Annotated in this window: 29 protein-coding genes; 11 read left to right on the top strand and 18 right to left on the bottom strand. The window is 70.8% G+C overall.

Annotation, left to right across the window (positions count from 1 at the left end; translation table 11 throughout):
• The first annotated feature begins 19 nt into the window (after positions 1–19).
• Positions 20–235, top strand: coding sequence for a hypothetical protein (locus tag ACWEK3_RS09035; protein ID WP_453249296.1), 216 nt, complete (start codon positions 20–22; stop codon positions 233–235).
• A gap of 1 nt (position 236) precedes the next feature.
• On the opposite strand, the gene ACWEK3_RS09030 is transcribed toward ACWEK3_RS09035, so the two are convergent.
• Positions 237–1,268 (bottom strand): tetratricopeptide repeat protein, encoded by a 1,032-nt coding sequence (locus ACWEK3_RS09030; protein WP_453249295.1) that lies wholly within the window; start codon positions 1,266–1,268, stop codon positions 237–239.
• 394 nt (positions 1,269–1,662) lie between these two features.
• Between ACWEK3_RS09030 and ACWEK3_RS09025 the strand changes: the two genes are divergently transcribed.
• The 5 genes from ACWEK3_RS09025 (at position 1,663) to ACWEK3_RS09005 (ending at position 5,628) form a co-directional block, all read left to right on the top strand.
• Complete coding sequence (locus ACWEK3_RS09025) at positions 1,663–1,779, top strand: lasso RiPP family leader peptide-containing protein (protein ID WP_376450593.1); 117 nt, start codon at positions 1,663–1,665, stop codon at positions 1,777–1,779.
• A gap of 153 nt (positions 1,780–1,932) precedes the next feature.
• Positions 1,933–3,771 (top strand): albusnodin/ikarugamycin family macrolactam cyclase, encoded by a 1,839-nt coding sequence (locus tag ACWEK3_RS09020; RefSeq protein WP_453249294.1) that lies wholly within the window; start codon positions 1,933–1,935, stop codon positions 3,769–3,771.
• A complete protein-coding gene (locus tag ACWEK3_RS09015) occupies positions 3,755–4,054 on the top strand; it encodes a PqqD family protein (protein ID WP_453249293.1) in 300 nt (99 codons plus the stop codon). Before ACWEK3_RS09020 ends, ACWEK3_RS09015 begins: the two co-directional genes overlap by 17 nt.
• Before the next feature lie 5 nt (positions 4,055–4,059).
• Positions 4,060–4,473, top strand: a complete 414-nt coding sequence (locus ACWEK3_RS09010) for a lasso peptide biosynthesis B2 protein (RefSeq protein WP_453249458.1) — start codon at positions 4,060–4,062, stop codon at positions 4,471–4,473.
• 69 nt (positions 4,474–4,542) lie between these two features.
• Positions 4,543–5,628, top strand: a complete 1,086-nt coding sequence (locus ACWEK3_RS09005; RefSeq protein WP_453249292.1) for a protein-L-isoaspartate O-methyltransferase family protein — start codon at positions 4,543–4,545, stop codon at positions 5,626–5,628.
• 86 nt (positions 5,629–5,714) lie between these two features.
• Here the strand turns inward: ACWEK3_RS09005 and ACWEK3_RS09000 are convergent, their stop codons facing one another.
• The 5 genes from ACWEK3_RS09000 to ACWEK3_RS08980 all read right to left on the bottom strand — a co-directional run bounded on the left by ACWEK3_RS09000 (position 5,715) and on the right by ACWEK3_RS08980 (position 8,278).
• On the bottom strand, positions 5,715–5,912 hold the full coding sequence (locus tag ACWEK3_RS09000) for a hypothetical protein (RefSeq protein ID WP_453249291.1): 198 nt from the start codon (positions 5,910–5,912) through the stop codon (positions 5,715–5,717).
• 84 nt (positions 5,913–5,996) lie between these two features.
• On the bottom strand, positions 5,997–6,197 hold the full coding sequence (locus ACWEK3_RS08995) for a hypothetical protein (RefSeq protein WP_453249290.1): 201 nt from the start codon (positions 6,195–6,197) through the stop codon (positions 5,997–5,999).
• Positions 6,198–6,232: 35 nt separating this feature from the next.
• Entirely contained in the window at positions 6,233–6,427 is a 195-nt protein-coding gene (locus tag ACWEK3_RS08990; RefSeq protein WP_453249289.1) for a hypothetical protein, read from the bottom strand.
• 32 nt (positions 6,428–6,459) lie between these two features.
• The gene (locus tag ACWEK3_RS08985) at positions 6,460–7,794 is read right to left on the bottom strand and encodes a hypothetical protein (protein ID WP_453249288.1); all 1,335 of its coding nucleotides are present in this window, start codon (positions 7,792–7,794) and stop codon (positions 6,460–6,462) included.
• 25 nt (positions 7,795–7,819) lie between these two features.
• On the bottom strand, positions 7,820–8,278 hold the full coding sequence (locus ACWEK3_RS08980; protein WP_453249287.1) for a hypothetical protein: 459 nt from the start codon (positions 8,276–8,278) through the stop codon (positions 7,820–7,822).
• 57 nt (positions 8,279–8,335) lie between these two features.
• Between ACWEK3_RS08980 and ACWEK3_RS08975 the strand changes: the two genes are divergently transcribed.
• Entirely contained in the window at positions 8,336–8,599 is a 264-nt protein-coding gene (locus ACWEK3_RS08975; RefSeq protein WP_453249286.1) for a hypothetical protein, read from the top strand.
• Entirely contained in the window at positions 8,596–9,090 is a 495-nt protein-coding gene (locus tag ACWEK3_RS08970; RefSeq protein ID WP_453249285.1) for a DUF6415 family natural product biosynthesis protein, read from the top strand. The genes ACWEK3_RS08975 and ACWEK3_RS08970 overlap by 4 nt, the downstream gene beginning before the upstream one ends.
• Positions 9,091–9,148: 58 nt before the next feature.
• On the opposite strand, the gene ACWEK3_RS08965 is transcribed toward ACWEK3_RS08970, so the two are convergent.
• The 5 genes from ACWEK3_RS08965 to ACWEK3_RS08945 form a co-directional block, all read right to left on the bottom strand.
• Positions 9,149–9,382, bottom strand: a complete 234-nt coding sequence (locus ACWEK3_RS08965; RefSeq protein ID WP_453249284.1) for a helix-turn-helix domain-containing protein — start codon at positions 9,380–9,382, stop codon at positions 9,149–9,151.
• Between the two features lie 666 nt (positions 9,383–10,048).
• Complete coding sequence (locus tag ACWEK3_RS08960) at positions 10,049–10,246, bottom strand: hypothetical protein (protein WP_453249283.1); 198 nt, start codon at positions 10,244–10,246, stop codon at positions 10,049–10,051.
• A 58-nt stretch (positions 10,247–10,304) separates the two neighbouring features.
• Entirely contained in the window at positions 10,305–11,228 is a 924-nt protein-coding gene (locus ACWEK3_RS08955; protein ID WP_450547510.1) for a carbohydrate ABC transporter permease, read from the bottom strand.
• Positions 11,225–12,139, bottom strand: coding sequence for a carbohydrate ABC transporter permease (locus tag ACWEK3_RS08950; RefSeq protein WP_450547511.1), 915 nt, complete (start codon positions 12,137–12,139; stop codon positions 11,225–11,227). Before ACWEK3_RS08950 ends, ACWEK3_RS08955 begins: the two co-directional genes overlap by 4 nt.
• 19 nt (positions 12,140–12,158) lie before the next feature.
• On the bottom strand, positions 12,159–13,484 hold the full coding sequence (locus tag ACWEK3_RS08945) for an ABC transporter substrate-binding protein (protein WP_453249282.1): 1,326 nt from the start codon (positions 13,482–13,484) through the stop codon (positions 12,159–12,161).
• A 210-nt stretch (positions 13,485–13,694) separates the two neighbouring features.
• Here ACWEK3_RS08945 and ACWEK3_RS08940 point away from each other — a divergent pair, with 210 nt between their 5' ends.
• Complete coding sequence (locus ACWEK3_RS08940; protein WP_453249281.1) at positions 13,695–15,731, top strand: NPCBM/NEW2 domain-containing protein; 2,037 nt, start codon at positions 13,695–13,697, stop codon at positions 15,729–15,731.
• Between the two features lie 66 nt (positions 15,732–15,797).
• Here the strand turns inward: ACWEK3_RS08940 and ACWEK3_RS08935 are convergent, their stop codons facing one another.
• Both ACWEK3_RS08935 and ACWEK3_RS08930 read right to left on the bottom strand, forming a co-directional pair.
• Positions 15,798–16,385 (bottom strand): hypothetical protein, encoded by a 588-nt coding sequence (locus tag ACWEK3_RS08935; protein ID WP_453249280.1) that lies wholly within the window; start codon positions 16,383–16,385, stop codon positions 15,798–15,800.
• A 61-nt stretch (positions 16,386–16,446) separates the two neighbouring features.
• On the bottom strand, positions 16,447–17,400 hold the full coding sequence (locus tag ACWEK3_RS08930; RefSeq protein WP_453249279.1) for an ROK family protein: 954 nt from the start codon (positions 17,398–17,400) through the stop codon (positions 16,447–16,449).
• Positions 17,401–17,625: 225 nt separating this feature from the next.
• Here ACWEK3_RS08930 and ACWEK3_RS08925 point away from each other — a divergent pair, with 225 nt between their 5' ends.
• Positions 17,626–18,696, top strand: a complete 1,071-nt coding sequence (locus ACWEK3_RS08925; RefSeq protein ID WP_450547517.1) for a LacI family DNA-binding transcriptional regulator — start codon at positions 17,626–17,628, stop codon at positions 18,694–18,696.
• A 433-nt stretch (positions 18,697–19,129) separates the two neighbouring features.
• Here ACWEK3_RS08925 and ACWEK3_RS08920 read toward each other — a convergent pair whose 3' ends face one another.
• The 5 genes from ACWEK3_RS08920 to ACWEK3_RS08900 all read right to left on the bottom strand — a co-directional run bounded on the left by ACWEK3_RS08920 (position 19,130) and on the right by ACWEK3_RS08900 (position 23,773).
• A complete protein-coding gene (locus ACWEK3_RS08920; protein WP_453249278.1) occupies positions 19,130–20,434 on the bottom strand; it encodes a DUF6986 family protein in 1,305 nt (434 codons plus the stop codon).
• A 233-nt stretch (positions 20,435–20,667) separates the two neighbouring features.
• A complete protein-coding gene (locus ACWEK3_RS08915; RefSeq protein ID WP_450540967.1) occupies positions 20,668–21,630 on the bottom strand; it encodes an electron transfer flavoprotein subunit alpha/FixB family protein in 963 nt (320 codons plus the stop codon).
• Positions 21,631–21,681: 51 nt separating this feature from the next.
• Positions 21,682–22,476 (bottom strand): electron transfer flavoprotein subunit beta/FixA family protein, encoded by a 795-nt coding sequence (locus ACWEK3_RS08910; protein ID WP_390876256.1) that lies wholly within the window; start codon positions 22,474–22,476, stop codon positions 21,682–21,684.
• Between the two features lie 219 nt (positions 22,477–22,695).
• The gene (locus ACWEK3_RS08905; RefSeq protein ID WP_365431700.1) at positions 22,696–23,214 is read right to left on the bottom strand and encodes a flavin reductase family protein; all 519 of its coding nucleotides are present in this window, start codon (positions 23,212–23,214) and stop codon (positions 22,696–22,698) included.
• A gap of 208 nt (positions 23,215–23,422) precedes the next feature.
• On the bottom strand, positions 23,423–23,773 hold the full coding sequence (locus ACWEK3_RS08900; protein ID WP_453249277.1) for a TlpA family protein disulfide reductase: 351 nt from the start codon (positions 23,771–23,773) through the stop codon (positions 23,423–23,425).
• Between the two features lie 316 nt (positions 23,774–24,089).
• Between ACWEK3_RS08900 and ACWEK3_RS08895 the strand changes: the two genes are divergently transcribed.
• Positions 24,090–24,818, top strand: coding sequence for a lysophospholipid acyltransferase family protein (locus ACWEK3_RS08895; RefSeq protein WP_450540971.1), 729 nt, complete (start codon positions 24,090–24,092; stop codon positions 24,816–24,818).
• Positions 24,819–25,029 lie beyond the last annotated feature (211 nt).

The following is a 25,029-nucleotide window of genomic DNA, read 5'->3' as shown; positions in this document are numbered from 1 at the left end:
TCGATTCTATGATCGGGGGGTGACACCGCAACCAACCGGCACCACCTCCGAGCGCTACCACCTCACCCTGACCGCTGATGGCCGCCCGGTCATGCACGGCTGGTGGGGAAGCGAGCCGACCGCCCGCCGCAAGTTCACGAGCTGGGTCGGCGAGTACGGCAGCCTGCTCGGCGCCCGCATCACTCTCACCGACGAGGACACCGATGCGGTGCTGACGACCTGGCCGGAGCCGTAAGTCACCCGCGGTTGGCGATGCGCTCGCTGAGTTCGGCGGCGGCTGGGCTGTCGGGGACGCTAGGGAGGCGGGCGGCGATGTTGGTGAGGCCGTCGTTGATGCGGACGGACTGCACGCCGTCCGAGCAGGAGAGGAAGTCGTTCCAGGTGGCGAGAGCCTGGGCAGTGTTGCCCCGCTTGAGCTGCACGTGCCCGAGGTCGGCGAGCACGATCGCCCGGGTGCGCTTGCGGTCGAGGCCGTGGATATCCAATGCGAGGTGGAGGTGTTCCTCGGCGGCGGCGAGGTCGCCGAGCTTGGCGTGGATCATCCCCGACTCGTGCGCCCACCGGCCGTGGCTGTAGTGGCTGGCCCATGACTGGCCGGGCGCGGCGGGGGCGTTCTCGATGGCGATCTGCGCAGCGGACAGCATCCGGCCGGCTGCCGCCCGGTCGCCGTCGGCGGCTGCCGCGCGGGCGTAGGTGTTGCGGTAGTACGCGAGGGCCTTGGGGTTGCCGAGCTTGCGGCCGCGCTGCTCGCACGCTTCGGCGAGCCGGACGGCGGTGGGGATGTGGCCGAGGTCGATGGCCTGGTCCGCGAGGCCGCGCAGGGCTGTCGCGGCGAGTTCGTTTTCGCCGGCTTCGGCAGCGAGCTTGTAGCTGTGCAGGTGGTATTTCTGGCTCAGGCCCTGGTCGCCTTCGTCGCGGGCCATCCAACCGATGAGGTGAACGAGTTCGCTGGTGGCGGCGAACAGCTCACGTCCGATCTTCTCGGTGTAGCGGCCGTCGAGCCACCGTTTGACGTCCACGGTGAGGTAGCGGACCGCGAGGTGGCGGGCGTGGCCGCCGCCGAGTTCGGAGGCGGCGTTGCCGAGGGTGGTGGTCATGGTGCGGACGGCGCTGACTTCGCCCATGCCGACCGCGACGGGGCCGGGGCGGTTGGCGCGGCGGGTGACGGCCTCGGCGTCGGGGAGGTCGAGTGCGGCCAGGCCGACAGCGGCGGATGCCGCGAGGAACTGCCGTCGGTCCAGGTCCACGTCGTCTCCTCCCAGGCTCATGACCGAGGTCACGGTGTCGGCGAACTTAGCCTCATCTTCCCCCGATAGGTTGAGTCTGAGGATCTGTTCGATGAACGGCAACCACTCCCGTGGCACCCGGCGCCCGGTCTCCCACCGGTAGACCTGCTGCCGGTCGAGGAACCCTGTCTTCCCCCAACGTGCTGTGGAGAGCTCGTCTGCGAGCTTCTCCTGGCTGCATCTGGGGCGCCGTGCCGTGCGTGCTGCGCGGATGCGTTCAGCGATGGTCATGTCCGGCCCGATCGTCGGTCCTGGTTCACAACTGGCCTACATCTGGCAGACAGTCTGGCAGCTCCCCACGCCGTGCGTCCGCTTGTTGACTGGTGGTCACAGCCCGGCGAGACCGACGCCGGGCATCGAGTGGAAGGGGATCGCCATGCGCGAGACCACCTACCAGGCCCCCGTCGTGCTGGACGCCGGTGACGTCGTCGAGGTGACCCTCGGCACGAACAACTTCGACACCGCCGACGACACCGAGTACAAGAACGCCTGATCCGCGGGCGGCCGGGACCGAGGCGAAGGATCGAGTGCCACGCCCCGGACCCGGTCGGGAGGCGCCGGGCTGTCCGTTCTCGTGCTGGGGCACGGGACGGCGGCCCGGCGCCTTCGCCTTTCGACACGTACATGGAGAAGGGAGAGGGCAGCGATGAGGTGGAGCGCGGGGTGGCATGGCAGTGCCCGCAGTGGCCGGCGGCCCGCCGGGGGCCGGGCGGTACCCGGCCTGCGGGAGGTGTGGACGTGCGGGTGGCCGGAGGCAAGGGTTCGGGCCGTCGGGGACGGCCCGGTGGCGCTGGCGGTGATCGGTGAGTGTGGCGCGGACGACGGCCAGCTCCGGGCCGCGCTGCCGGTCGTGCGGGCGGAGGGCTGGCGGGCGTTGACGCGTTGGCCCGGCTCGTACCTCGTGATCGCCCGCAGGGGGGAGACCCTGGCCGTGATCGGTGACTTGGCCGGGCAGCACCCGGTGTACTACCGCACGGACGCGGCCGGCACCTGGTGGTCGACCGCCGCGTCAGCGCTCGCCGCACTGGACGGGGCGCCGGTCGATGTGACCGCGCTCGCCGCCCATCTGGCGTTCGGTCAACCTGATGTGCTCGCCGAGCGGAGTCTGTTCCGCGACGTGCAGCGGGTACCGGGCGGCCACCTGCTGCTGGTCGGCCCGGGCGGAGTAGCGGTCGAGCCGTATGAGCCGGCCGCGTATCCGCCGGTGGGCCTGCGGGAGCAGGCGCCGGTGGTGCGGGCCGCGCTCGCCGAGGCGGTCGCAGCACGGATCGACGACCGGCCGGTGAGTGCGGACTTGGCGGGGCTGGACTCCACCACGCTCGCGTGTCTGGCCGCCCAGCGGGGGCCGGTGGCTGCGGTGACGTTCGCCGACGAGCGCCTGCGTGACGACGATCTCGCGTTCGCGGCCCGTACCGCGGCCACCGTGCCGGGCCTGGCCCACCATCCGGTCCCCGGCGCCCCAGGCACCGTGTACTACGCGGGGCTTGACGACCTGCCCGGGCTGCCGGTCACCGACGCGCCGAACGCGTACGTGGTGACCGCGTCCATCAAGCGGGCCGTCCTGGACACGGTCGCCGGGAACACGCCGGGGCCCGGGGTGCACTTCACTGGGGCTGCTGGGGACGCTGTTCTGTCCGCCCCCTCGTCGTACCTCGCTGATCTGCTGCGCGAGCGGCGGCACCGCCGGGCCTGGCAGCATGCCCTCGGCCACGCTCGGCTGCGGCACACCTCCAGTTTCGCTGTCCTGTCCCGAGCCCGGCCGGCCTCCCGTGTCGACCTCGCCGGGGCGTGGTGGCAGACGGCTGCTGAGCTGCGCCGCCCTGCTCGGGACTGGATTCCCCAGGCGCAGCGCCCGCTTGCGTGGACTCCGCTGCTGGCCTCGGCGGACTGGATGACTCCCGATGTCCGTGGTCTCCTCGCCGACGCTGTCGATGAGGCCGCGGGCGCGCTCAGTGATGCGCCGGCTCGCCTGTCGGATTGGTCCGATCGGCAGGACCTGGCTCGGGTCGGGGCGAACACTTCCGGGTGGCGGGCGCTCGCGCTCGCTGGGCACGGCATCGAGCTGGCCGCCCCGTTCCTGGACAACGAGGTGATCCGCGCATGCCTCGCCGTTTCCGCCGACGAGCGCGGCGCCCCCGGCCAGTACAAGCCGCTTCTCGACGCGGCGTTCACCGGCACAGGCGTGCTGCCCGGCTTCGTCCTCGCCCGCAGCACCAAGGGAGGCTTCAACGCCCTCGCCTACGCCGGTCTGCGCGACAACGCCCCCGTGCTCAGGGAACTGCTCGGGCCGTCGTCGCACCTTGCCGCCCTCGGGCTGGTCACCGAGCAGCCGGTCGCCGACGCGCTCGCCCGGGCCGCCGCCGGGCAGCCCACCCCGCAGGGTGCCCTGCACCTGGTGGTGGCCGCTGAGGTGTGGCTGCGGCAGCTCGCCGCTGCCCCGGCGACGTGGTGGGAGGAGGTGAGCGGTCGTGTGGCGGCTGTGTGAGCGCACGCATCCGGTCCTCACCGATGAGGGCGGCGCGATCCTCAGCGAGGACACCGGCCGCTGGTCCTACCTGACGCCGACCGCGTCGGCCGCGGTGATGCTGCTGCTGGCTTCGACCAGCGAGGAGGAGGCTGCCGGCTGCTTTGCCGAGCGGTACGGCATTCCCGGCGAGCAGGCCGCCGCCGACGTCCGTACCGTCGCCCAGGTGCTGACCGCCCAGGGACTGGCCCACGGCGGGGTGGAACCGGCCCCGCGCCGCCGTTGGTGGGGGTGGTGGTCGTGACCAGCATGGAGGCGTACTCCACTACCCGCGCCGGCACCTTCGGGGAGCGTCTGGCAGCCGCGGCCGGGCTCGCGCTGGCCCTGACGCTGCTGCGGCTCCCGTTCCGGTACACGGTCCGCGCTGCCCGCCTCGCCCGCCGCTTCGGTCGGTGTGAGCTTGACCGGGCCGGGGCTGAAGCGCTGGTCAGCGCCGTACGGCACGCCGCTCGTTTGTGGCCTGGCCGGGCCGCGTGCATGGAGACCTCGCTGGGCAGCATGCTCGCCGCGGCGCTGCTGGGGCTGCGTCTGGATTGGTGTCTCGGGGCCCGGTTCTCTCCTCCGCCGGTGGAGTACCACGCCTGGGCTGCCCTGCCTGGCTACGGGCCGGTCGGCGAGTACACCGGCGCGGGGTGGCACCACCACACCGCGTTGACGATCTGACCCCGTGTCCTTCACCTGTTTGAAGCGTTGTCGCATACGAGTGCTCCACACCCCTCGAAGGAGTGACCAGTGACCGCCGTCGCCACTGCCGCCGCAGTTGTCCCTGAACGCCTCTACACTCACCACGACGGCCGCGGCGCCACGCCGCACCGCTCCAACCCGGCCGTGATCCACCGTGAACTCACCACTCTCGACGTCCAGCCGGGCATGAACGTCGTCGAGTTCGGTACCGGTTCCGGCTACTCCGGCGCGCTCCTCGCCGAGCTCGTCGGCCCGACCGGCACGGTGACCAGCCTGGACATCGACGACTACCTCGTGAAGTGGGCGAACCTTATCCACCACGAGTGCGGGCTGGACAATGTCCGCTGCCACGTCGCGGACGGCACCTCTGGTTTTCCGGAGCGGGCGCCGTACGACCGGATCGTCGCTTGGTGCACGCCGCCGCTGCTGCCGCAGGCGTGGGTGGACCAGGTCGTCGATGGCGGGCTGATCGTCGCCCCGCTGCCGATCGCGCCCGTGCCGAACATGACCGTCGTCGCCAAGATCCGCGTGAGCCGTGGCGAGCCAGTGGTGGAGCAAGTGTTCACTGGCGGGTACATCGAGGCGACCACCTCACCGAAGACCGACCTCGATCTGCCGGGCCGGTGGGTGGACTGGGAGAACCGTGTCCCGGGCGCCTCGTGGATCTCGATCGCCTGGCGTGAGGAGGACGACTACCTGCACACAGGCGCGCGCATGACGCTGGGCCGGCTGCTGAAGGACGCGCACACCGAGCCGTATGAGGGGGGCGAGATCGACTGGCCGTCCTGGCGGACCTTCGCCGCTGCTCTCGCCGATCCTCAGCTGACCGCGGCAGGACTCAGCGCTGGCGTGTGGGCCATCGGTCACTCCACACCGACCACGGCCGCCGTGGTCCAGCAGGACGGCTCGATCGTCGCTGACAGCCCCAACTCGCGGTCGCTCGGGGTTCTGCAGGGCTGGCTCGACGCCTGGGAGGCTGCCGGGCGGCCGGCCCCTGAGACCTACAGCCCCACGCTCGAGCGCTGCGACGAGGGAAGGGGAGGGTGGAGGCTGCGTCTGCACCAGGCGCTGCCGTCGGCCGGGCAGCACGTCCTGTCGACTCGCCGCCCCGGTGTTGTCAGCGGCCCTCGTTAGGATTGGGTCACCAAATCCAGCAACCTGCGGGTTGCTCTGGTTGCGCCCCGCTCCGGATTGGAACCCTGGAGCGGGGCGTGCTGCTGTCAGAACCCGGGCCCGTTGTTGGGGCAGCCGAAGGTCGAACACTCGGGCCGGATGGTCACGAGCGGGTCCGGATGGTCGTCGTAAGGTCCCGCGGCGTTGGCGGTGCGCAGTCGCATCTTGTGGCCGCAGTGCTCGCAGCGCGGGCGGGGGAGCGCGCGGACTTCGGAGCGACGGCACGACTTCGGGAGTTCAGTCATGCCCCGACCGTGGCATGGATTCGGCGACTTGTCTGAGCCGCCTTCCCCCGCTACAGGTCAGCGGCTTCCCGGCGCCGGGAATCTTCAGCCCGCGTCCGGGTGCCGGACGGCCTTCTTCAACCCCATCTCCACCTGGTACCTGTCCAGTCCCGCCTCAGCGGCGAACGTAGTGACCGCAGCCTGCACGGCGGCGGCCTGGTCCGGGGTGAGGGTGCCCTGCTGCTGCGCAGCCCAGGCAGAGCGTTCCAGCTCTACGAGATTGTCGGGGAAGTCGATAGTTGCCACAGGCAGCGATCCTACGTGGCTTCTACCCGGGACGGTCACGCCGCCTTCACGACGTCCCCCACCATCCGCTCACGCGCGACGGCAACGGTCCACTCCGCGACGAGCCGCTCATACCGCGCCCGCGTCTCCCCGTACAGCCAGCCACCGCATGCCACGACCAGGGCGCGAATCTCCTGATTCACGACCTCGGACGGCCGCGCGGAACCAGGGACGTGGACGTCGGGGGACATAGCAGAAGCCTACGCGGTGGCACTGACAGCGGTCAGGTTCCGAGCACATCCATCAGGTGATCGTCCAGGTCAGCCGCCCAATCTTCCCGCCGCCACGGCCGCAACTCCTGCCGCGCCCTCCGCAACCGGAGCGCCGGCACCCGGCCGCCCGTGCTGGAGGCCGCTGCGACGCACTTGTGCAGCAGCTCGGCCGCGGCCTGCGGCTCGCCGAGCCGGATCCGGGCGAGGGCCTGGTCGGTGGTGACGATGGCGCGCTGCACCTGCTCTCGGGGCGCGGTGAGGGCGGTAGCCGAGTGGGCGAACCGGTCGTGCGCGGCCGCCGGGTCACCGATGTACAGCTCGCACACGCCCTCGAAGCCCCGCAGATGCCCGGCCGAGAATGAGGTCGGCGCGGGATCGGCTGCGTGATCAGCGTCCATGTCGTACCAGGCGAGCCCGAGCGCGGTCTGAGCCTGCCGCTCCAGGCTGGCTCGGGCGGCAAGCTCGGCCTGAAGAGCGTGCGCGCGGGCCCGCATGAGGGCGCTCTCCCCGGTGCGCGCGGCACGGACAGCCTGGTCGACCAGTAGCCGGGCCTGGTCGAGGCCCTGTGTCGAGTAGAGAGTGACGAGGGCGTGGCTCATGTGGACGCTGGCTTGCCGCCACGGCTCGGCGAGGAGGCCCGCCTCGCGGGTGGCTTCGTCGTACAGCGCTCGGGACGCGGTGTCGTCTCGAGACTCGAAAGCCAGGCGCCCGGCGAGGGTCATCCCGCTGACCGCGATCTGGCGTAGCGGTGTGGCGAGCTCGAGGGGGATGGGTCCGGCGAGGAGACGGCGCGCGGCCTCGACCGCGGGAGCGAGGAGCAGCTGGAGGCGGACCATCGGCAGCGACCCGACCTCGCGGTTCACGTCGGCGATGACCGAGGCGAGCCCGGCCAGCGTCTGCTCATCGGTGCGTGCGGGTTCGGCCAGGGCGGCGGCGAGGTTGGCGTGGACGCCGGGGGCGAGGAGGGCGAGCATGCTGCCGCCGGCGTCGGTGGCGGCGCGCAGGACGTGGGTGCGGAGCTCGGCGGTCCGCCGCTCGCTCTCCCCGAGCAGGCCGAGCGCCTGGAGGTATTCGGCGAAGTCGCTGCCGGCGCCGAGGGCGAGGTCGCCGCTCGGGGTGTGGGCGTAGAGGTGGGCGAGGAGGAGTTGGTACCGCTCGTCGGGCATCGTCGGTCGTGCGGCTTCCCAGCGGGCGACGGAGCGCTGGACGCTGGCCACGACGGGCAGGGGCGGCTGGTGTAAGGCGCGGGCGGTGTCGGTGAGGGCGCGGGCGAGGCCGGCGAGGGATAGCCCGCGCCGCTTCCGGAGCCGTTTGAGTGCTGCCGCCCCCGCGGCCCTCTGGTCCATGCCCCCATCGTGGCGCAGATACGGGTCAGATGGGGACGACTACGTGAGGTTTGCCCTGGTCTCGCGTGTAGTTGAGTGTCTGCCAGGTGCCGGATTGGAGTTGACCGGCCCGCGGGAAGCCGATGGTCATGCTGGTGCGGTCGACCATCCACCGGTTCCGGGCATGGTACGAGGCGCTGTTCAGCTCGGGCGCCGCGAGTTCGACGACCTCGCTGATGCGGTCCCGGACGCGCGCGATCGCCTGGCGGGCTTCGGCGGGCTGCTGGCAGACGGTGCCGGGGACGGCGACGGTGATGGCGGCTTCGGTGTTGCCGGCGAGCCAGAGCAGGGTGAGGGAGTCGATGCCGCGCGCGCCGCCGATGTAGAAGTGGGCGTCGGTGGCGAAGGGGCCGAGGAAGGCGGTGAAGAGCTGGGCGTACTCATCGAGGGGTTTGTGGCTGGTGCTGCGGGTGCCTGTGATCGTCACCGTACGCGTCAAGATCATCTCCGTGTCATAGGTTGTCAGATCCCGCACCCGTGGCGCTGTTGGGATCGTCTGCGTGTGGACACCAACGATCTGCAAAACCTCGCGCGCCACCTGGAGACTCACGGCCTCCGGGTCACTATCGACGCCCCCGGGATGCGGCTGACGGTCACCAACCCGCTCAACAGCCGCCTCACCGAGGATATCGCCGCCTCCGGTGGCGGGTGGGTCACTTCGTTCGACTACGAGATCGGCGAGCGCGGGGGTGAAGCGGCGTGCGCCGAGCGCATCGCGCGCGTGCTGGCCGTCTCCAGCCGCCCAGCGCGGGAGGCCACACTGTGAGCGCCGCGCCCACTTCCCCGGCCGACAGACTGCCGCTCTCCACCGTGACGATGCGGGCGGCGGCCAGCTGGTTCCTGGATCAACAGACTCTGCCTCGCCACGGCGAGGTGACCCTGTTCAGCGGCGACTTCGGCCGCTATCTGGAGGAGCTGATTGAGCAGGTGAGGCAGCTCGCCGGACAGCTCTCCGATGACGACGCACCTGCGCGCGTGGCGCTGGCCGGCGTCGGGGAGGCTCGGCGGCGGCTGGACGAGCCCGAGGCTGCCGGCCTGAATGGCGAAGTGGCTCGCGTGAAGCGGTTGGCGCGCTCCGTTATGGCACTGTGCGATCACTACGAGGCGCTGACGAGTGTGGTGATGTGCCTCGCCTGCGACAAGCCGATCCGTGCTGGCGAGGAGTCGGTTCCGTACGAGCATGTCAGCCCGTCTGGCGGCTCGGCTCGTGCGGGCCGCGTTCATGCCCGGTGTGCCACCGCGGTGCGCCGGCGCTGACGTTGGGACTCCCGCCCCTGGGTCCCCACCCTGGACAGGTCGAGCCTGGGGGCGGGTCTTAGCCGATGAGGTCGCGGAGGGGGACGTCGAGGACGAAGGCGATGCGTAAGAGGGTGGAGAGCTTGGTGTCTTGGCCGGTTTCGAGGCGCCAGATGGTGACGCGGTCGATGCGCGCCGCGAGGATCACCTGTTCTTGGGTGAGGTGTTGTCGTTCGCGTTCGGCGCGGACGCGGTTGCCGATGGCCCGGCGTTGTTCGGGGATCCAGGAGTCGTCGTCGGGCAGGTCTCGCACTCGACAAACGGTCGACCGGACAAGATCATATGTCTGCTGAATGTGTTCAGCATTTTCCGGCAGCGGGGTGGGTAGTCAGGGGTGACATGGGATTTCACAGGCCCAGCACGGACAAACGCCAAGCCCGTGCTGGTTCGTCCGCCCATCCGTCGTGAGTACCCCCTCGTCGACGGATGGGCGGTCGCATGTTCCTTCGATCAAGTCATCACCAAACCTGCCCGAACTGATGACAATGTGCCGGTGACATGTGCACGATTCATTCGTTGAGCAGGGTGGCCAGGGCGGGGACTTAGTCCGCCTCCCCGGGTGGATCCCCCGCCCTGGTCACGAAGAGCGGCCCCAGGCGTAGTAGTCGCCTGGGGCCGCTCCCTGTTCCCCATGGGGAACGGGTGGGGAATAGATCTTGCCGGACAGGGCTAATCTCGGCTAGCTAAGACTAACCACGGCTAACATCTAGTGCTGCATCACCGCAGGTGAGCCCCTGACCTGCCCAAACGGGAGATGCGCCGTTGATCCAGACGATCACGGGTCCCCCTCTGCTGTCGGCCCCCTGTGGCTTGCCCGCTCCACCCTGCCACGGAAACCAGCCCCAGTTGAGGGCTGCCCACAGGACGGCGCCGGCACCCCCGCGACGGGGGCGCCGGCGCCACGCCGGACCGACGGGCGTCAGCCGCGGTGATGCCCGGGCGTGTCGTCGTCCGTGGGCAGGCCTTCCTGACCGACGACCTGGTCGACGGTGCCCACGATGTCCTTCACACTCCGATCACCGAGCCCGTCGTGGTCGACGGCGTGCGACGGAGTGATGGCCGCCACGACGAATCCGGTGGCCAGGGACGCGAGGGCGAGCATGCTGCGCTTCTTCATGCTCGGTTCAACTGCGCCGCCCGCCCGCGGGTCACGCTCGTGCGCCCGACGGGAGCACTCACCCCTTCGTCGACCCCAGCGTCAGGCCCGCGATGAAGTGGCGTTGCAGGAGCAGGAAGACCAGGATCGTCGGAAGGGCCACCAGGACCGATCCGGCCGCGAGCAGGTTGTAGTCCGTGAAGAACTGTCCGCGCAGGTTGTTCAGGGAGGAGGTGATCGGGAGCTTGCCGGGGTCGGAGATGAAGATCAGGGCCCAGAGGAAGTCGTTGTAGACCCAGGTGAACTCGAGGGTGGCCAGGGCCGCGAGGGCCGGGCGGCACAGCGGCAGCGTGATGCGCCAGAACCGGGTCCACACGCCGGCGCCGTCGACGATCGCCGCCTCCAGGATCTCCTGGGGCAGCGTGCGCATGAAGTTGGCCAGGACGAAGACGCAGAAGCCCATCTGGAAGCCGATGTTGACGACGATGACGGCCCAGTAGGAGTCGTACAACGTCAGCGAGTCGGACATCCACCACGGCAACGGGATCCTGTTGAACAGGACGTAGAGGGGCGTGACGATCACCTGCTGCGGAAGCAGGTTGCCCGCCGTGAAGAACATCAGCAGGACGAGGCCGCCGCGCAGTCTCAGGCGTGAGACCGCGAACGCCACGAACGCCGACAGGAACAGCGTGACGATCACGGCGGGCACCGCGATGATCAGCGTGTTGGCGAAGTACCTGCCCATGCCGGACTCGGTGTAGGCCTGGCGGTAGTAAGCGAAGGACAGATGGCTGGGCCAGGAGAAGTAGCCTTTCTGCGCCGTGTCCTGGTACGGGCGCAGGGAGGCGTAGACGGCGAGCAGCAGCGGCGCGACGAACGCCAGCGACACCGCCGCCAGGAAGATCTGCACGCCCCAGCGGCCCCGCCGCCGGTGCCCCGTCGGCCGTGCGGACGCCGGCGCCGGGCGGTGTACGGGCGCGGTGGTGCGGATGTCTGCCGTCATCGGTCGCGGGCCCCTCGCAGCTCTTGGACCAGGAACGTCACGATGCACCCCAGGGACACGGTGAGCAGGACCACGGCGATGGCGGAGCCGAAGCCGATGCGGCTCGCCTCGCCGATGATGTTGTCGGTGATCAGCACCGACAGCAGTTCCAGGCCGTTGCGGCCCTTGTTGACCGCGTAGACGATGTCGAAGGCGCGCAGCGCCTCGATGACCGTGATGACGCCGACGACGACGTTCACCGGGCGCAGGGTCGGCAGGACCACGCGGAAGAACGTCTGGCGTTCGTTCGCCCCGTCGATCGCCGCCGCCTCCTTCAGTGCCGGGTCGACGGACTTGAGTCCGGCCAGGTAGAGGATCATGACGTAGCCGACGTGCCGCCAGCTCGCCGCGATCATCATCATCCAGATGTTGAGGCGGGAGTCGCCGAGCCAGTCGATCGGGTCGGTGTGGTTGCCGAGGAGGGTGTTGACCGCGCCCTGGTCGGTGCCCAGCAGCAGTTGGGCCATGAAGCCGACGATGGCGAGCGAGAGCACCACCGGCAGGTAGAGCACGGACTGGTAGAAGCGGCTGAAGCGGACCCCCCGGTCGATGAGGACGGCCAGGAACAGCCCGAACGGCGTCGCGATCAGCCCGAGGAAGAGCAGCCAGAGGACGTTGTGGCGGACCGCGGGCCAGAACGGCGGGTAGTTCTCCGCGAGGTTCCGGTAGTTCGCGCCGCCGGCCCACTGGATGTTCCCGATGCCGTCCCAGGAGGTGAAGGACAGGCCGATGGAGGCCAGCGTCGGACCCCAGACGATGGCGACGTCGAGGAGCACCGGTATGCCGAGCAGCACGCCGAGGACGGCGAGGTCGCGGCGGGTGAACCGGTGCAGCCGTGGCCGTCCGGCGCGCCGCGGGGAAGTGAGCGCCACGGAAGATGTCCCCCAGTGATCAGCCGACGGGCTGCGAGAAGATGGTCTTCTTCTGCCGTTCGATGCTGTTGCACAGCCCGTCGACGTCCTTCGGGTTGCCGATGAAGTCCTGGATCGCCTGGATCATCACGGTGGAGGCGAAGTCGGGGCGGGTGTCGCGGTCCAGGAACTGCGAGATCTGCCGGGCGCCGGAGACGAGTTCGGCGGACTTCTTCTGCAGGGCGCTGTACTTGGAGGTGTCGGCGCCGGAGTTGACGGCCACGTTGTTCGGGTCGTACTGGAGGTAGACGTCCTCGGCCTTCGGTGTGCCGAGCCACTTGAGCAGGTCCTTGGCGGCGGCGACGTTCTTGGACTTCTTCGCTACGAGGAAGCCGTCGATGGGCGCCTCCACGGCGTCCTGGCCGTACTGCGGGTCGATCTCGGGGAACGCGAAGAAGTCGATGTCGTCGCGTTCGTTCTCCGGGAACTGGCTGCCGGGGTGCGGCATGCCGAAAACGGCCATGCCGGTCTTGCGCTGCTGAAGGCTCTGCCCGGCCTCCTCCCAGGTCCGGCCGAGGGCGCCCTTCTGGTAGTACGGCATCAGCTCGCGCCAGGTGTCGAAGACCTTCTTCACCCGGTTGTCGGTCCACGCCTCCTGGCCCGCCATCAGGGACTTGTGGAAGTCGTATCCGTTCAGGCGCAGGTTGATGTAGTCGAAGGTGCCCATGGCGGGCCAGCCGTCCTTGTCGCTGAAGGCGACCGGGGTGCCGTCCTTGGACATCTGCTTGGCCAGCGCGATGAACTCGTCCCAGGTCTTGGGCTGTTGGTAGCCCTTCTGCTGGAACTGGCTCTTACGGTGGAAGACGGCCCACGGATAGTAGTAGTACGGCACGAAGAACTGCCGGCCGTCGTGCGTCGACTGCGCCTTGAGGGCGTCGGAGAACCCGGAGAAGGACGACCACACGTCGCTGATGTCGGTCAGCAGCCCCTTCTCCGCGAAGTACTGCATGCGGTACCCCGCGAACCACATGAAGACGTCGTCGGGGCGGCCCTGGAGATACCGGTTGATGTTCTCCTGGAAGTCGTTGTGGTCCTTGGTGTTGACCTTGACCTTCTTGCCGGACTGCTTCCGGTAGGCGTCGAACGCCGCCGCGTACGCCTTCTTCGGTACCGCGTCCGAGGCGTTCGACCCGACGCTGACCTCGTTCTTGCCTCCGCCGGGGCCCGAGCCGCAGGCGGACAGCAGGGCGGGAAGCGTGACCATGCCCGCTCCGACGGCCGCACCCTGCAGAACACTGCGCCGGGAGATCGGATGTCCTGCTTCATCTGTCGGCTTGACGAGCCGGTTGAACGATGACTGCGCCATGTCCCCCTCCTCGGGGTGTCACCCAACACAACCGAACGAGAGGGTTGGATCTCACCGCCAACCGGCCTTGGAGTCAAGGGGTCTGACGGGATATCGAACAACCGTTACCGCTTCTCTTCCAACACAGTCCGACACGTCCTACCATAACCGCGCACCGATGACGCGAACATGATGTCATCCCATCTTTCGCGAGTTCGGAGGAGCGTTCTTATGCGTCAGCCGCACACGCGCACCACCCGCCGCAGAGTGGTCGGGGCTCTGGCCGCAGGACTGCTGTGCGCCGCGGGACTCGCCGTCCCCGCCGTCGCCGCGCCCGCCGCTGCGCCCCCCACGCGGGACTCCGTCACGCCCACGCGGGCCGACGGGCTCGCCCTCACCCCTCCCATGGGCTTCAACAACTGGAACTCCACGCACTGCCGGGCCGAGTTCAACGAGTCCATGGTCAAGGGCATCGCCGACCTCTTCGTCGCCAAGGGCCTGAAGGACGCCGGGTACCAGTACGTCAACCTCGACGACTGCTGGGCCCTGCCCGCCCGCGACGCGAACGGCAAGCTCGTACCCGACCCGGTCCGGTTCCCGAACGGCATCGGGGCCGTCGCGGACTACGTGCACTCCAAGGGACTCAAGCTGGGCATCTACACCAGCGCCGGCACCAAGACGTGCAACAGCGCCGGATTCCCCGGCGCGCTCGGCCACGAGTACAGCGACGCCCAGCAGTTCGCCGACTGGGGCGTGGACTACCTCAAGTACGACAACTGCAACAACCAGGGCGTGGACGCCAAACTCCGGTACACCACCATGCGGGACGCGCTGAAGGCGACCGGCCGGCCCATCGTCTACAGCCTCTGCGAATGGGGCCAGAACAAGCCCTGGGAATGGGCCTCCGACGTCGGGCACCTGTGGCGCACGACCGGTGACATCAGCGACAGCTGGGGCTCCATGCTGTCGATCCTGAAGCAGAACCTGCCACTCGCCCCGTACGCCGGTCCGGGCCAGTGGAACGACCCCGACATGCTGGAGGTCGGCAACGGCGGCATGACGGACACCGAGTACCGCACCCACTTCTCGATGTGGTCCGCGATGGCCGCGCCGCTCCTCATCGGCTCGGACCTGCGCAAGGCCTCCGAGGCGACCTTCGACATCCTGGCCAACAAGGAGGTCATCGCCGTCGACCAGGACCCCCTGGGCAAGCAGGGCGCCGTCGTCTCCTCCGAGGGCGGCCGCTGGGTCGTGGCCAAGGAGATGCAGGACGGCAGCCGCGCCGTCGCCCTGTTCAACGAGACCGGCAGCCCGCAGCGCATCGCCACCACCGCGCGGGCCGTGGGCCTGCCCGACGCCGACGCCTACACCCTGCGCGATCTGTGGCGGCACCGCTCCTACAACACCGCGGGCACGATCTCGGCGACCGTTCCGGCCCACGGCACCGTCCTGGTCCGGGTCTCCCCCGACCCCCGCTGGGCCGCCAACCCGCCCGCCGTCGAACTCGGCCTGGACAGCGCCCCGTTGCTGGAGGCGGGCAAGCCGACGGCGCTGACCACGACGGTCACCGACCTGGGCCGTACGCCGGCCACGCAGGTCTCCGTGTCCCTGACCGGCCCCGAGGGCTGGACGGTACGGCCCGAGTCAGCGGCCCAGGCCGAGTCCGTACCGACGGGCAAGGCGCTGCGGACCCGCTGGACGGTCACCGCACCGGCCGGGACACCGACGGGGTCGTACGACCTGACGCTCAAGGCGAGTTACCGCTCCCCCGGCGGCGCCCGCGCCGACAGCGCCCTGGCCCTCGCCGCCGGCGTGGTGGTGCGGCCGCCCGCCGGGACGTCGTACCTCAGCGACCTTCCCTGGCTCTCGGCCACCAACGGCTGGGGCCCGGTGGAGCGCGACACGAGCAACGGCGAGAGCGCCGCCCGCGACGGCCATCCGATCACCCTCGGCAAGGTGGTGTACGCCAAGGGACTCGGCGTGCACGCGGAGAGCGCCGTCGAGTTCTACACCGGCGGGACCTGCCGGACGGTCACCGCCGACGTCGGCGTCGACGACGAGAAGAACGGCAAGGGCACGGTCGCGTTCGAGATCTGGGCGGACGGCAGGAAGGCCGCCGCCACCGGGGTCCTCACCAACGCGATGGGCGCCCAGCCGCTGTCGGCCGACGTGACCGGCGCGCAGGTGGTCCGCCTCGTCGTCACGGACGGCGGCGACGGTATCGACTCCGACCACGCGGACTGGGCGGACGCCCGCCTGATGTGCTGAGCCGCCCGAGGAGGCGTTCCCCGGCGAACCCGCAGCGGGGGACGCCTTCTCGCACGCGTCCTGCTCTCAGAGGGGGCCCAGGTCACCCAGCGGGTCCTCGTGCGCGTCCGGCCGCCGACGCCCCAGGAAGAGCACCAGCGAGGCGGCGACGGCCACCAGCCCCGGCACCACGCTGAGCGGGCCCGGACCCAGCGCCCACCAGCACACGACGAACAGCGGCGGCGAGACGGTGACCGCCGGCAACGCGATGCGCTGGGTGACTCCGGCCGACCAGACCGTCCGCGGCAGGCCCGGGTCGGCCCGCCACCGCAGGACCATGCTGATCACCAACAGGGATGTCGTCACGACACAGGTCGGCAGGCCGATGCGCGGGAGCTTCTGCCACTCCACCCCGGAACTCGGTTCGAGCATCAGCGCGCCTTGGACGAGCACCCCGGCGCCGATCAGGGCGAAGGCTCCACCGATCGTCCGGACGAGCGCGATGGCGCGGGGCGTTTTCGCCCGCCACGGCCGGCCGTTCAACCGGAATCTCTCCCGTGTCACCCCGCGATAGTCGAAAGCCAGTCCGCCGCCGAACACGACGGCCATGATTCCCCACACCATCAGGAAGAGGGCCAGGGCGTTTCCGCCCCCGGCCGTACTCTGCTGCGCCACCACCCAGTCCCCCTGCGGCTTCCGACGTGCACGGCCCACATCATGGACCGCGGCCGCCGCTTCAGACCCCGGCGGCCGTCACGCACGTGCGCGCCGCGAGTGCTGCCGCCGCCGCTCCCACCAGTCCGGCGTCCGTGCCCATCTGGGCCGGGGCGACCGTCAGACGCCGCACGAAGGAGAGGGTGGCGTAGTCGGCCAGGGCCCGGCGCAGCGGGGCGAGGAGCACCTCCCCCGCCTTGGCCACTCCCCCGCCGATCACCGCGATGTCGACCTCGACCAGGGTCGCGGTGGCGGCGATGCCCGCGGCCAGGGCGCGGGCGGCGCGGGCGAAGGAGGCCAGGGCGACCGGGTCCCCGGCGCGGGCGGCGGCGGCCACCGCGGCGGCCGAGGTGTCGCCGTCGGGGCCCGGGCCCCAGCCGTGGTCCAGGGCCCGGCGGGCGATGTTCGGGCCGCTCGCGATGCGCTCCACGCAACCCCGCGAACCGCACGGGCACGGGTCGCCGTCGAGGTCGACGCTGATGTGGCCGATGTGTCCGGAGTTGCCGGTCGGGCCGGGGTGCAGCCGCCCGTCGAGGACCAGGCCGCCGCCGACGCCGGTGGAGACGACCATGCACAGCGCGTTGTCGTGTCCGCGGGCGGCACCCTGCCAGTGCTCGGCCGCCGTGATCGCCACACCGTCGCCGATCAGTTCCACGGGCAGGCCGCCGACCGCGGCGCGGGCCCGCTCGACCAGCGGGTAGCAGCGCCAGCCGGGCACGTTGACCGGGCTGACCGTGCCCGCGGAGGCGTCCACCGGGCCCGCGCTGCCGATACCCAGGGCCGCGGCACGCCCCCACAGCGGCGACGCGCCCAGCTCGCCGAGCACCTCCTCCACGGCCCGCATCACGGTGTCCCCGTCCTCCTGCGCGGGCGTCGGGCGCTGGGCGCGCACCAGGATGCCGCCGCGGCCGTCCACCAGCGCTCCGGCGATCTTGGTGCCGCCGATGTCCAGCGCAGCCACGAGGTCGGTGTGCATCAGAGTCAGATCTCCCCGTCAACCATGAGAAAACCAAGAGGTGGGCGCAGTCCGGTATAGCTGCGTGGGGGCGCGGTCCGGAGCATGCGGTGGACAGTCTCTCGTGCATATGACAACGTTGTCCAGGCTCTATGCTCGACGCCACATCCTCATACGAACCCATGGACCGACGCACCCCCGTGGACGCGACTCGTCCCCGTGGACGACAGGACAGGACGCCGCACCGTGCCCGAGACCGCCCGTCGAGCAGACCGCCCCGCAGACCGCCCGCACCGCGCCTCCGGGAACCGCTACGGCAGCCGTCCGACCATGAAGGACGTGGCGGCACGCGCGGGCGTCGGTTTGAAGACCGTCTCCCGCGTGGTCAACGGCGAGCCCGGGGTCACGCCGGACACGGAGCGGCGCGTCCAGGACGCCATCGCGGCCCTGGGCTTCCGCCGCAACGACAGCGCGCGGGTGCTGCGCAAGGGCCGTACCGCGAGCGTGGGACTGGTCCTGGAAGACCTCGCCGACCCGTTCTACGGGCCGCTGAGCCGCGCGGTGGAGGAGGTCGCCCGCGCCCACGGCGCCCTGCTCATCAACGGCTCCAGCGCGGAGGACCCGGAGCGCGAGCAGGAACTGGCGCTGGCACTGTGCGCACGGCGGGTGGACGGGCTGGTCGTGATCCCGGCCGGTGACGACCACCGGTATCTGGAGCCGGAGATCAAGGCGGGCGTCGCGACCGTGTTCGTGGACCGTCCGGCCGGGAGCATCGAGGCCGACGTCGTACTGTCGGACAACTTCGGCGGCGCCCGCGACGGCGTCGCCCACCTGATCGCCCACGGCCACCGCCGGATCGGCTTCATCGGCGACATGCCCCGCATCCACACGGCCGCCGAACGTCTGCGCGGCTACCGGGCGGCGATGGAGGAAGCGGGCATACCGGTCGAGGACTCCTGGATTTCGCTGGGCGTCACGGACCCGGAGCGGGTGCGCCGGGCCGCCGAGACGATGCTGTCCGGGCCCGATCCGGTCACCGCGGTCTTCACGGGCAACAACCGGGTGACCGTCACCGTGATCCGCGTGCTGGCCGAGCAGACGCGCCGGGTCGCCCTCGTCGGCTTCGACGACTTCGAGCTGGCCGATCTGCTCCAGCCGGGCGTCACCGTCGTCGCCCAGGACGCGGCGGCCCTCGGCCGGACCGCCGCCGAACGTCTCTTCCGCCAGCTGGACGGCACCCTCCTCGACCCGGAACGCATCGAACTCCCGACCCGCCTGGTCACCCGCGGCTCGGGCGAACTGCCACCGTCGGACTGAACGGCCGCCGCCCACCCTGCAACCGGCGAACGGCACCACACCGCCCCACCCGCGCCCCCACACCGGCATCGGCGGCCGAACCCCAGCCGGCCGCGTCACCAACCTGCCGGGACAGCACAGCCAGTGCTGTGACCGGAAAGGTTTGCCGGGAAGCTCGCGGCGTCCGGTGCTGGGATACCTCCCACGCCGTTCAGGCTGTGGGGAAGCATCGCAGGGCGGAGCATCACCCGCGTACTGGACGTACTCGGGTGATGCGACAACGCGGCTGGGGGTCCCCCCTGCTCGAAGAGCTTGGGGCAGCCGTGCCGGGCGTCGCGAGCCGGTGAACCTTTCCGGTCGCAGCACTAGTGCCAGGGGCGGCGCGGAAGTACGCGCGGGGGCGTGACCGTGGGGGTCAGGGCCCCGCGGTCACGCCCCCGCCGGTGCTCCCCCGCTACTGCGCCGAGGCGGTCAGGTCGCCGCGGCGCGGGGCGGAGAAGGTCTCCAGGTCGGCACGGTTCAGGCCGGTGAGCTGGGCGACCTCGGCGGAGTCGAGGGCGCCGCAGTCCAGGCCGCGCAGCAGGTAACCGCTGAGCGCCTTGGCGGTGGCGGGCTCGTCCATGACGTCGCCGCCGGCACGGCTGACGTAGCGGGCCAGGCGGGCCGCCGCCTGCTCGAAGCCCTCGCGGTAGAAGGCGAACACGGCCGCGTACCGGGTGGGGATGTGGCCGGGGTGCATGTCCCAGCCCTGGTAGTAGGCGCGGGCCAGGGCACGGCGGGTGAGGCCGAAGTGCAGCCGCCAGGCGTCGTGCACCTTCTCGGTCGGGCCGACCGGCAGGACGTTGGTGGAGCCGTCCGAGACGCGTACGCCCGTGCCGGCCGCGGCGACCTGCATCACGGCCTTGGCATAGTCGGCGGCCGGGTGGTCGCTGGCCTGGTAGGCGGCGGAGACACCGAGGCAGGCGCTGTAGTCGAAGGTGCCGTAGTGCAGTCCGGTCGCGCGGCCCTCGGCGGCCTGGATCATCCGGGCGACGGTGGCGGTGCCGTCGGCCGCCAGGATGGACTGGCTGGTCTCGATCTGGAGCTCGAAGCCGAGGCGGCCGGGCGCCAGTCCATGGGCCTTCTCGAAGGCCTCGAGCAGCCGGGCCATGGCCGTGACCTGCTCGGGATAGGTCACCTTCGGCAGGGTCAGGACCAGCCCGTCGGGCAGGCCGCCGGCCGCCATCAGGCCGGTGAGGAAGATGTCGAGGGTGCGGATGCCCCGGTCGCGGACCGCCGCCTCCAGGCACTTCATGCGGATGCCCGTGTACGGGGCGGCCGTCCCGTTCCGGTACGCCTCGGCGACGAGCCTAGCCGCGCGGGCGGCCGCCTCGTCCTCCTCCGCGTCCGGGCGGGGGCCGTAGCCGTCCTCGAAGTCGATCCGCAGGTCCTCGATGGGCTCCCGCTCCAGCTTGGCGCGGACGCGGTCGTACACGGGAGCGGCCAGCTCGTCGCTCAGGCCGAGGACGGCGGCGAAGGAGGCCGCGTCCGGGGCGTGTTCGTCGAGCGCGGCGAGCGCCTGGTCGCCCCAGGAGCGGATGGTGCCGGCGTCGAAGGCGTCGCCGGGCACGTAGACGGTGTGCACGGGCTGGCGGGTGCCGGGGTCGCCCGGGTAGAGGCGCTCCAGTTCGGCGTCGACCGGCGCGAGGGAGGCGCTGATCTCCTCGCTGACGGCGCCCGCGAGGCTCGTCGCCACGTTCTCCTGCTGGCCCTGACCCATCCCACACCCTCCTGTTTTCCGCCACGCGGAATCAATAATCCGCAGTACGAAGTTATCCGTGGATCTTCCCATGGGTCAACACCGTCTTTCGCGCGACCGCACGCCTTCATCCTGGCGCGCGGGAGGAGAGGATCACCTGTCGAAGCTCAGGGGTGTGCCGCCGGGACGAGCCGAGGCCCCCGCGTCCCACCCGGAGAGGGCGGGGCACGGGGGCCTCGGTCGGCGTCGGGGGCTCAGCCCTTGCGGGCCTTGATCTCCTCGGTGAGCTGCGGGACGACCTCGAACAGGTCGCCGACCACGCCGTAGTCGACCAGGTCGAAGATCGGGGCCTCGGGGTCCTTGTTGACCGCGACGATCGTCTTCGAGGTCTGCATGCCGGCCCGGTGCTGGATCGCGCCGGAGATGCCGTTGGCGATGTACAGCTGCGGCGAGACCGACTTGCCGGTCTGGCCGACCTGGCTGGTGTGCGGGTACCAGCCGGCGTCGACGGCGGCGCGCGAGGCGCCGACGGCCGCGCCGAGGGAGTCGGCGAGCGCCTCGATGATCGAGAAGTTCTCCGCGCCGTTGACGCCACGGCCACCGGAGACCACGATCGCGGCCTCGGTCAGCTCCGGACGGCCCGTCGACTCACGCGGCGTGCGCGCGGCCACCTTGGTGCCGGTGGCCTGGGCGGAGAACGTGACGTTCAGCGCCTCGACCGTACCGGCGGACGGGGCGGCCTCGACGGCGGCCGAGTTCGGCTTGACCGTGATGACCGGGGTGCCCTTGGAGACACGGGACTTGGTGCTGTACGAGGCGGCGAACACCGACTGGGTGGCCACCGGACCCTCGTCACCGGCCTCCAGGTCGACGGCGTCGGTGATGATGCCGGAACCGATGCGCAGCGCCAGGCGGGCGGCGATCTCCTTGCCCTCCGCGGAGGAGGGGACGAGGACGGCGGCCGGGGAGACGGCCTCGACGGCGGCCTGCAGGGCGTCCACCTTCGGCACGACCAGGTAGTCGGCGTACTCGGACGCGTCGTGGGTGAGCACCTTCACCGCACCGTGCTCGGCGAGCGTGGCGGCGGTGTCCGCGGCACCCGCGCCGAGGGCGACGGCGACCGGCTCGCCGATGCGGCGGGCCAGGGTCAGCAGCTCCAGGGTCGGCTTGCGGACGGCACCGTCCACGTGGTCGACGTAGACGAGGACTTCAGCCATGGGACTTCTTCTCTCCTGCTTGCGAAGGGGGCGGTCGACGGGGGGCGGGCCTTAAATGAACTTCTGGCTCGCGAGGAACTCGGCGAGCTGCCTGCCGCCCTCGCCCTCGTCCTTGACGATCGTGCCGGCGGTGCGGGCCGGGCGCTCCGCCGCGGAGTCCACAGCCGTCCAGGCGTTGTCCAGACCGACCTCGTCCTCGTCGATGTCCAGGTCGGACAGGTCCCAGGACTGAACCGGCTTCTTCTTGGCCGCCATGATGCCCTTGAAGGACGGGTAACGGGCCTCGCCCGACTGGTCGGTGACCGACACGACGGCCGGGAGGGACGCCTCGAGCTGCTCGGAGGCCGTGTCACCGTCGCGGCGGCCCTTGACGACGCCGTCTTCGACCGAGACCTCGGCCAGCAGCGTGACCTGCGGGACGCCCAGGCGCTCGGCCAGCAGCGCCGGAACCACGCCCATGGAGCCGTCGGTGGACGCCATGCCGGAGATCACCAGGTCGTAGCCGGCCTTCTCGACCGCCTTGGCCAGCACCAGCGAGGTGCCGATGGCGTCCGTGCCGTGCAGGTCGTCGTCCTCGACGTGGACCGCCTTGTCGGCGCCCATCGAAAGCGCCTTGCGCAGCGCGTCCTTGGCGTCCTCCGGACCCACCGTCAGAACGGTGACCTCGGCGTCGCCGTCCCCGTCGTAGTTCTCGGCGATCTGCAGGGCCTGCTCGACCGCGTACTCGTCCAGCTCGGAGAGCAGACCGTCCACGTCGTCCCGGTCGACGGTCAGATCCTCGGCGAAGTGCCGGTCGCCAGTGGCGTCGGGCACGTACTTCACAGTGACAACGATCCTCAAGCTCACGCCGGCTCTCCTACTGCATCGTCTTCTCTGGGCTGCCTTCCTGCAGGCAGCATAGGCGCCTGAAGCGGCCGATCCCGGTCAGGGCGACCGCGCGCTCCGAGCGGAATATTACTCGTCAGTACACCCAGTTCATGCCCGCTGAGCAAGCGCTTTGAACTGTGACCTTCGCAACGCAGCGTAACCGGAACCCGACGGCTTCGCAGGAGAGCGCCGAGGTGATCAATCACGCAGCGCGCTGAAGCGGCCCTGGTGATAGAGGAGCGGACGGCCGGCGCCCGTGGGGTCGCCCAGGACGACCTCGGCCAGCACGATGCGGTGGTCCCCGGCGGGCACCCGCGTGACGACCCGGCACACCATCCAGGCGAGCACGCCGTCGAGGACGGGCACCCCCTCGGGACCCTCGCGCCACGCCGTCTGCGCTCCGAAGCGGTCGGCACCGCTGCGCGCGAAGGTGGCGGCCAGTTCCTCCTGGTGCTCCCCGAGTATGTGGACACCGACGTGGTCGGTCGCGGCTATGGCCGGCCAGCTGGAGCCGCCGGTGCCGACGCCGAAGGAGAGCAGCGGCGGCTCGGCGGAGACGGAGGTGAGGGAGGTGGCGGTGAAGCCGACCGGACCGGCGTCGCCCCGGGCGGTGATGACCGCGACGCCCGCCGCGTGCCGCCGGAAGACGGAGCGCAGCAGATGGGGGGAGGCGAGCTGGACGGTGGCGGAGGCGCCCAGATCGGACGTGGCCGTCATGGAGCTCTCCTTCTGCTGGTCGGACGAGCGGGAACCGTGGCTGCTCAACAGTCCGGGCGGCACGCGCTCGTGGGGCGGGCTGGGTCGACGCGGGGCCGCACGAGAAGAAGGAGTTCCGAGGGCATGCGGTCAGGCTCACGATAGTTGGCGTGCCCAGTCAAGTACGTCCCGGGATGTGGGAGCTGTCCCGCTGTCATGGACAGGGACCTCACAACGCCTCCCCCAGGGCCGCGATGACGTCCGCCTTGCGCGGCTGTCCGGCGGCCCGTCGTACCACACGGCCGTCCGCGTCGAGGACGAGCACGGTCGGCGTACTGAGGATCCCGAGTTCGCGCACGAGGTCGAGCCGGGCCTCGGCGTCGACCTCGACGTGCGCCACCCCGGGGACCATGCCGGCCACCTCGCCGAGGACTCGCCGGGTCGCCCGGCAGGGAGCGCAGAAGGCGCTGGAGAACTGCACCAGCGTGGCCCGCACGCCGAGGTCCTCACCGAGTTCGGCCGCCCCGAGCCGCCTGCCCTCGTCACATCCCCGCACGCCTGCTCTCCTGTTCCGCCGCACCGCCGCCGTACCTTCACGAACGCGCACGTGCGCGCCCACCGGTTCAGCGCGCCCGGGAGCGCGGAGATTCCCGGCGCCCGGGACGGGTTCGCCGAACGGTGGCGCCGCGGCCGGCGGTCCGCGGACGCGGTGTGACCGCTGTGGGCCGTCGGGCGGAATCTCACGGGTGACGTGACGAGGATCTCGCCTTGGACGGGCACGTGGACTGGCTCCCGGGCCGTTCTTGGGGCACGATCTGCGACAGGCCGTAAACCTACGGCAGCGTAACTTCCGCCGGGAGCCCCTTCCCTGGCAGAGAGAAGGGTCCGTCCCGCTCATGGCAGAGCTCGTCTACCGCCCCGTCATCGGTCTCGCCCGCACGATGTTCAAGGCGTGGGACCTCAAGATCGACTGCCGGGGATCGGAGAACATCCCGCGCTCGGGCGGCGCCGTGCTGGTGAGCAATCACATCAGCTATCTGGACTTCGTCTTCAACGGGCTCGCGGCGCTCCCGCAGAAGCGCCTGGTGCGTTTCATGGCCAAGGAGTCGGTCTTCCGGCACCGGATCTCCGGCCCCCTGATGCGCGGGATGAAGCACATCCCGGTGGACCGCGCCAACGGCGAGGCGGCGTACGCGCGAGCGCTGGACTCGCTGAGGTCCGGCGAGGTGGTCGGGGTGTTCCCGGAGGCCACGATCTCGGAGTCGTTCACGCTGAAGAGCTTCAAGTCGGGCGCGGTGCGCCTCGCCCAGGAGGCGGGCGTTCCCCTGATCCCGATGGCCGTCTGGGGCACGCAGCGGCTGTGGACCAAGGGCCACCCGCGCAACTTCAAGCGCAGCCACTTCCCGATCACGGTCCGGGTGGGCGAGGCCATGGAGGCCTCCCGGGAGCAGTACGCCGGCGCCATCACCCGCCGGCTGCGCGAACGTGTTCAGGAGCTCCTGGAGGCCGCCCAGCGCGCCTACCCGGTCCGCCCCCGGTCCACCGACGACACCTGGTGGATGCCCGCCCACCTCGGCGGCACGGCCCCGACCCCGGACCAGCTCCGCACGGCCGGGGCGCACTGACCGTTCCTAGAAGCTGAGCGGGAGTGAGTCCTGCTGCCAGGACTCGTACTCAGCCGTGTGCCCCGAACGGTTGTGGGCACACTGGTCGCCCGCTTTCGCTCCGCGTCCGGCGCCGACGGATCGTGTCCGCGGTCCGGGAACGCGGGGGCGGGGTCCCTCACGCCCCAGGACGCCCGGTCGGGCCTGGACGGTCCGATGCCCCACCGCATCG

The organism is Streptomyces sp. NPDC004721 (genome assembly GCF_053601495.1).
This window is presented reverse-complemented; position numbering and strand designations above follow the sequence as displayed.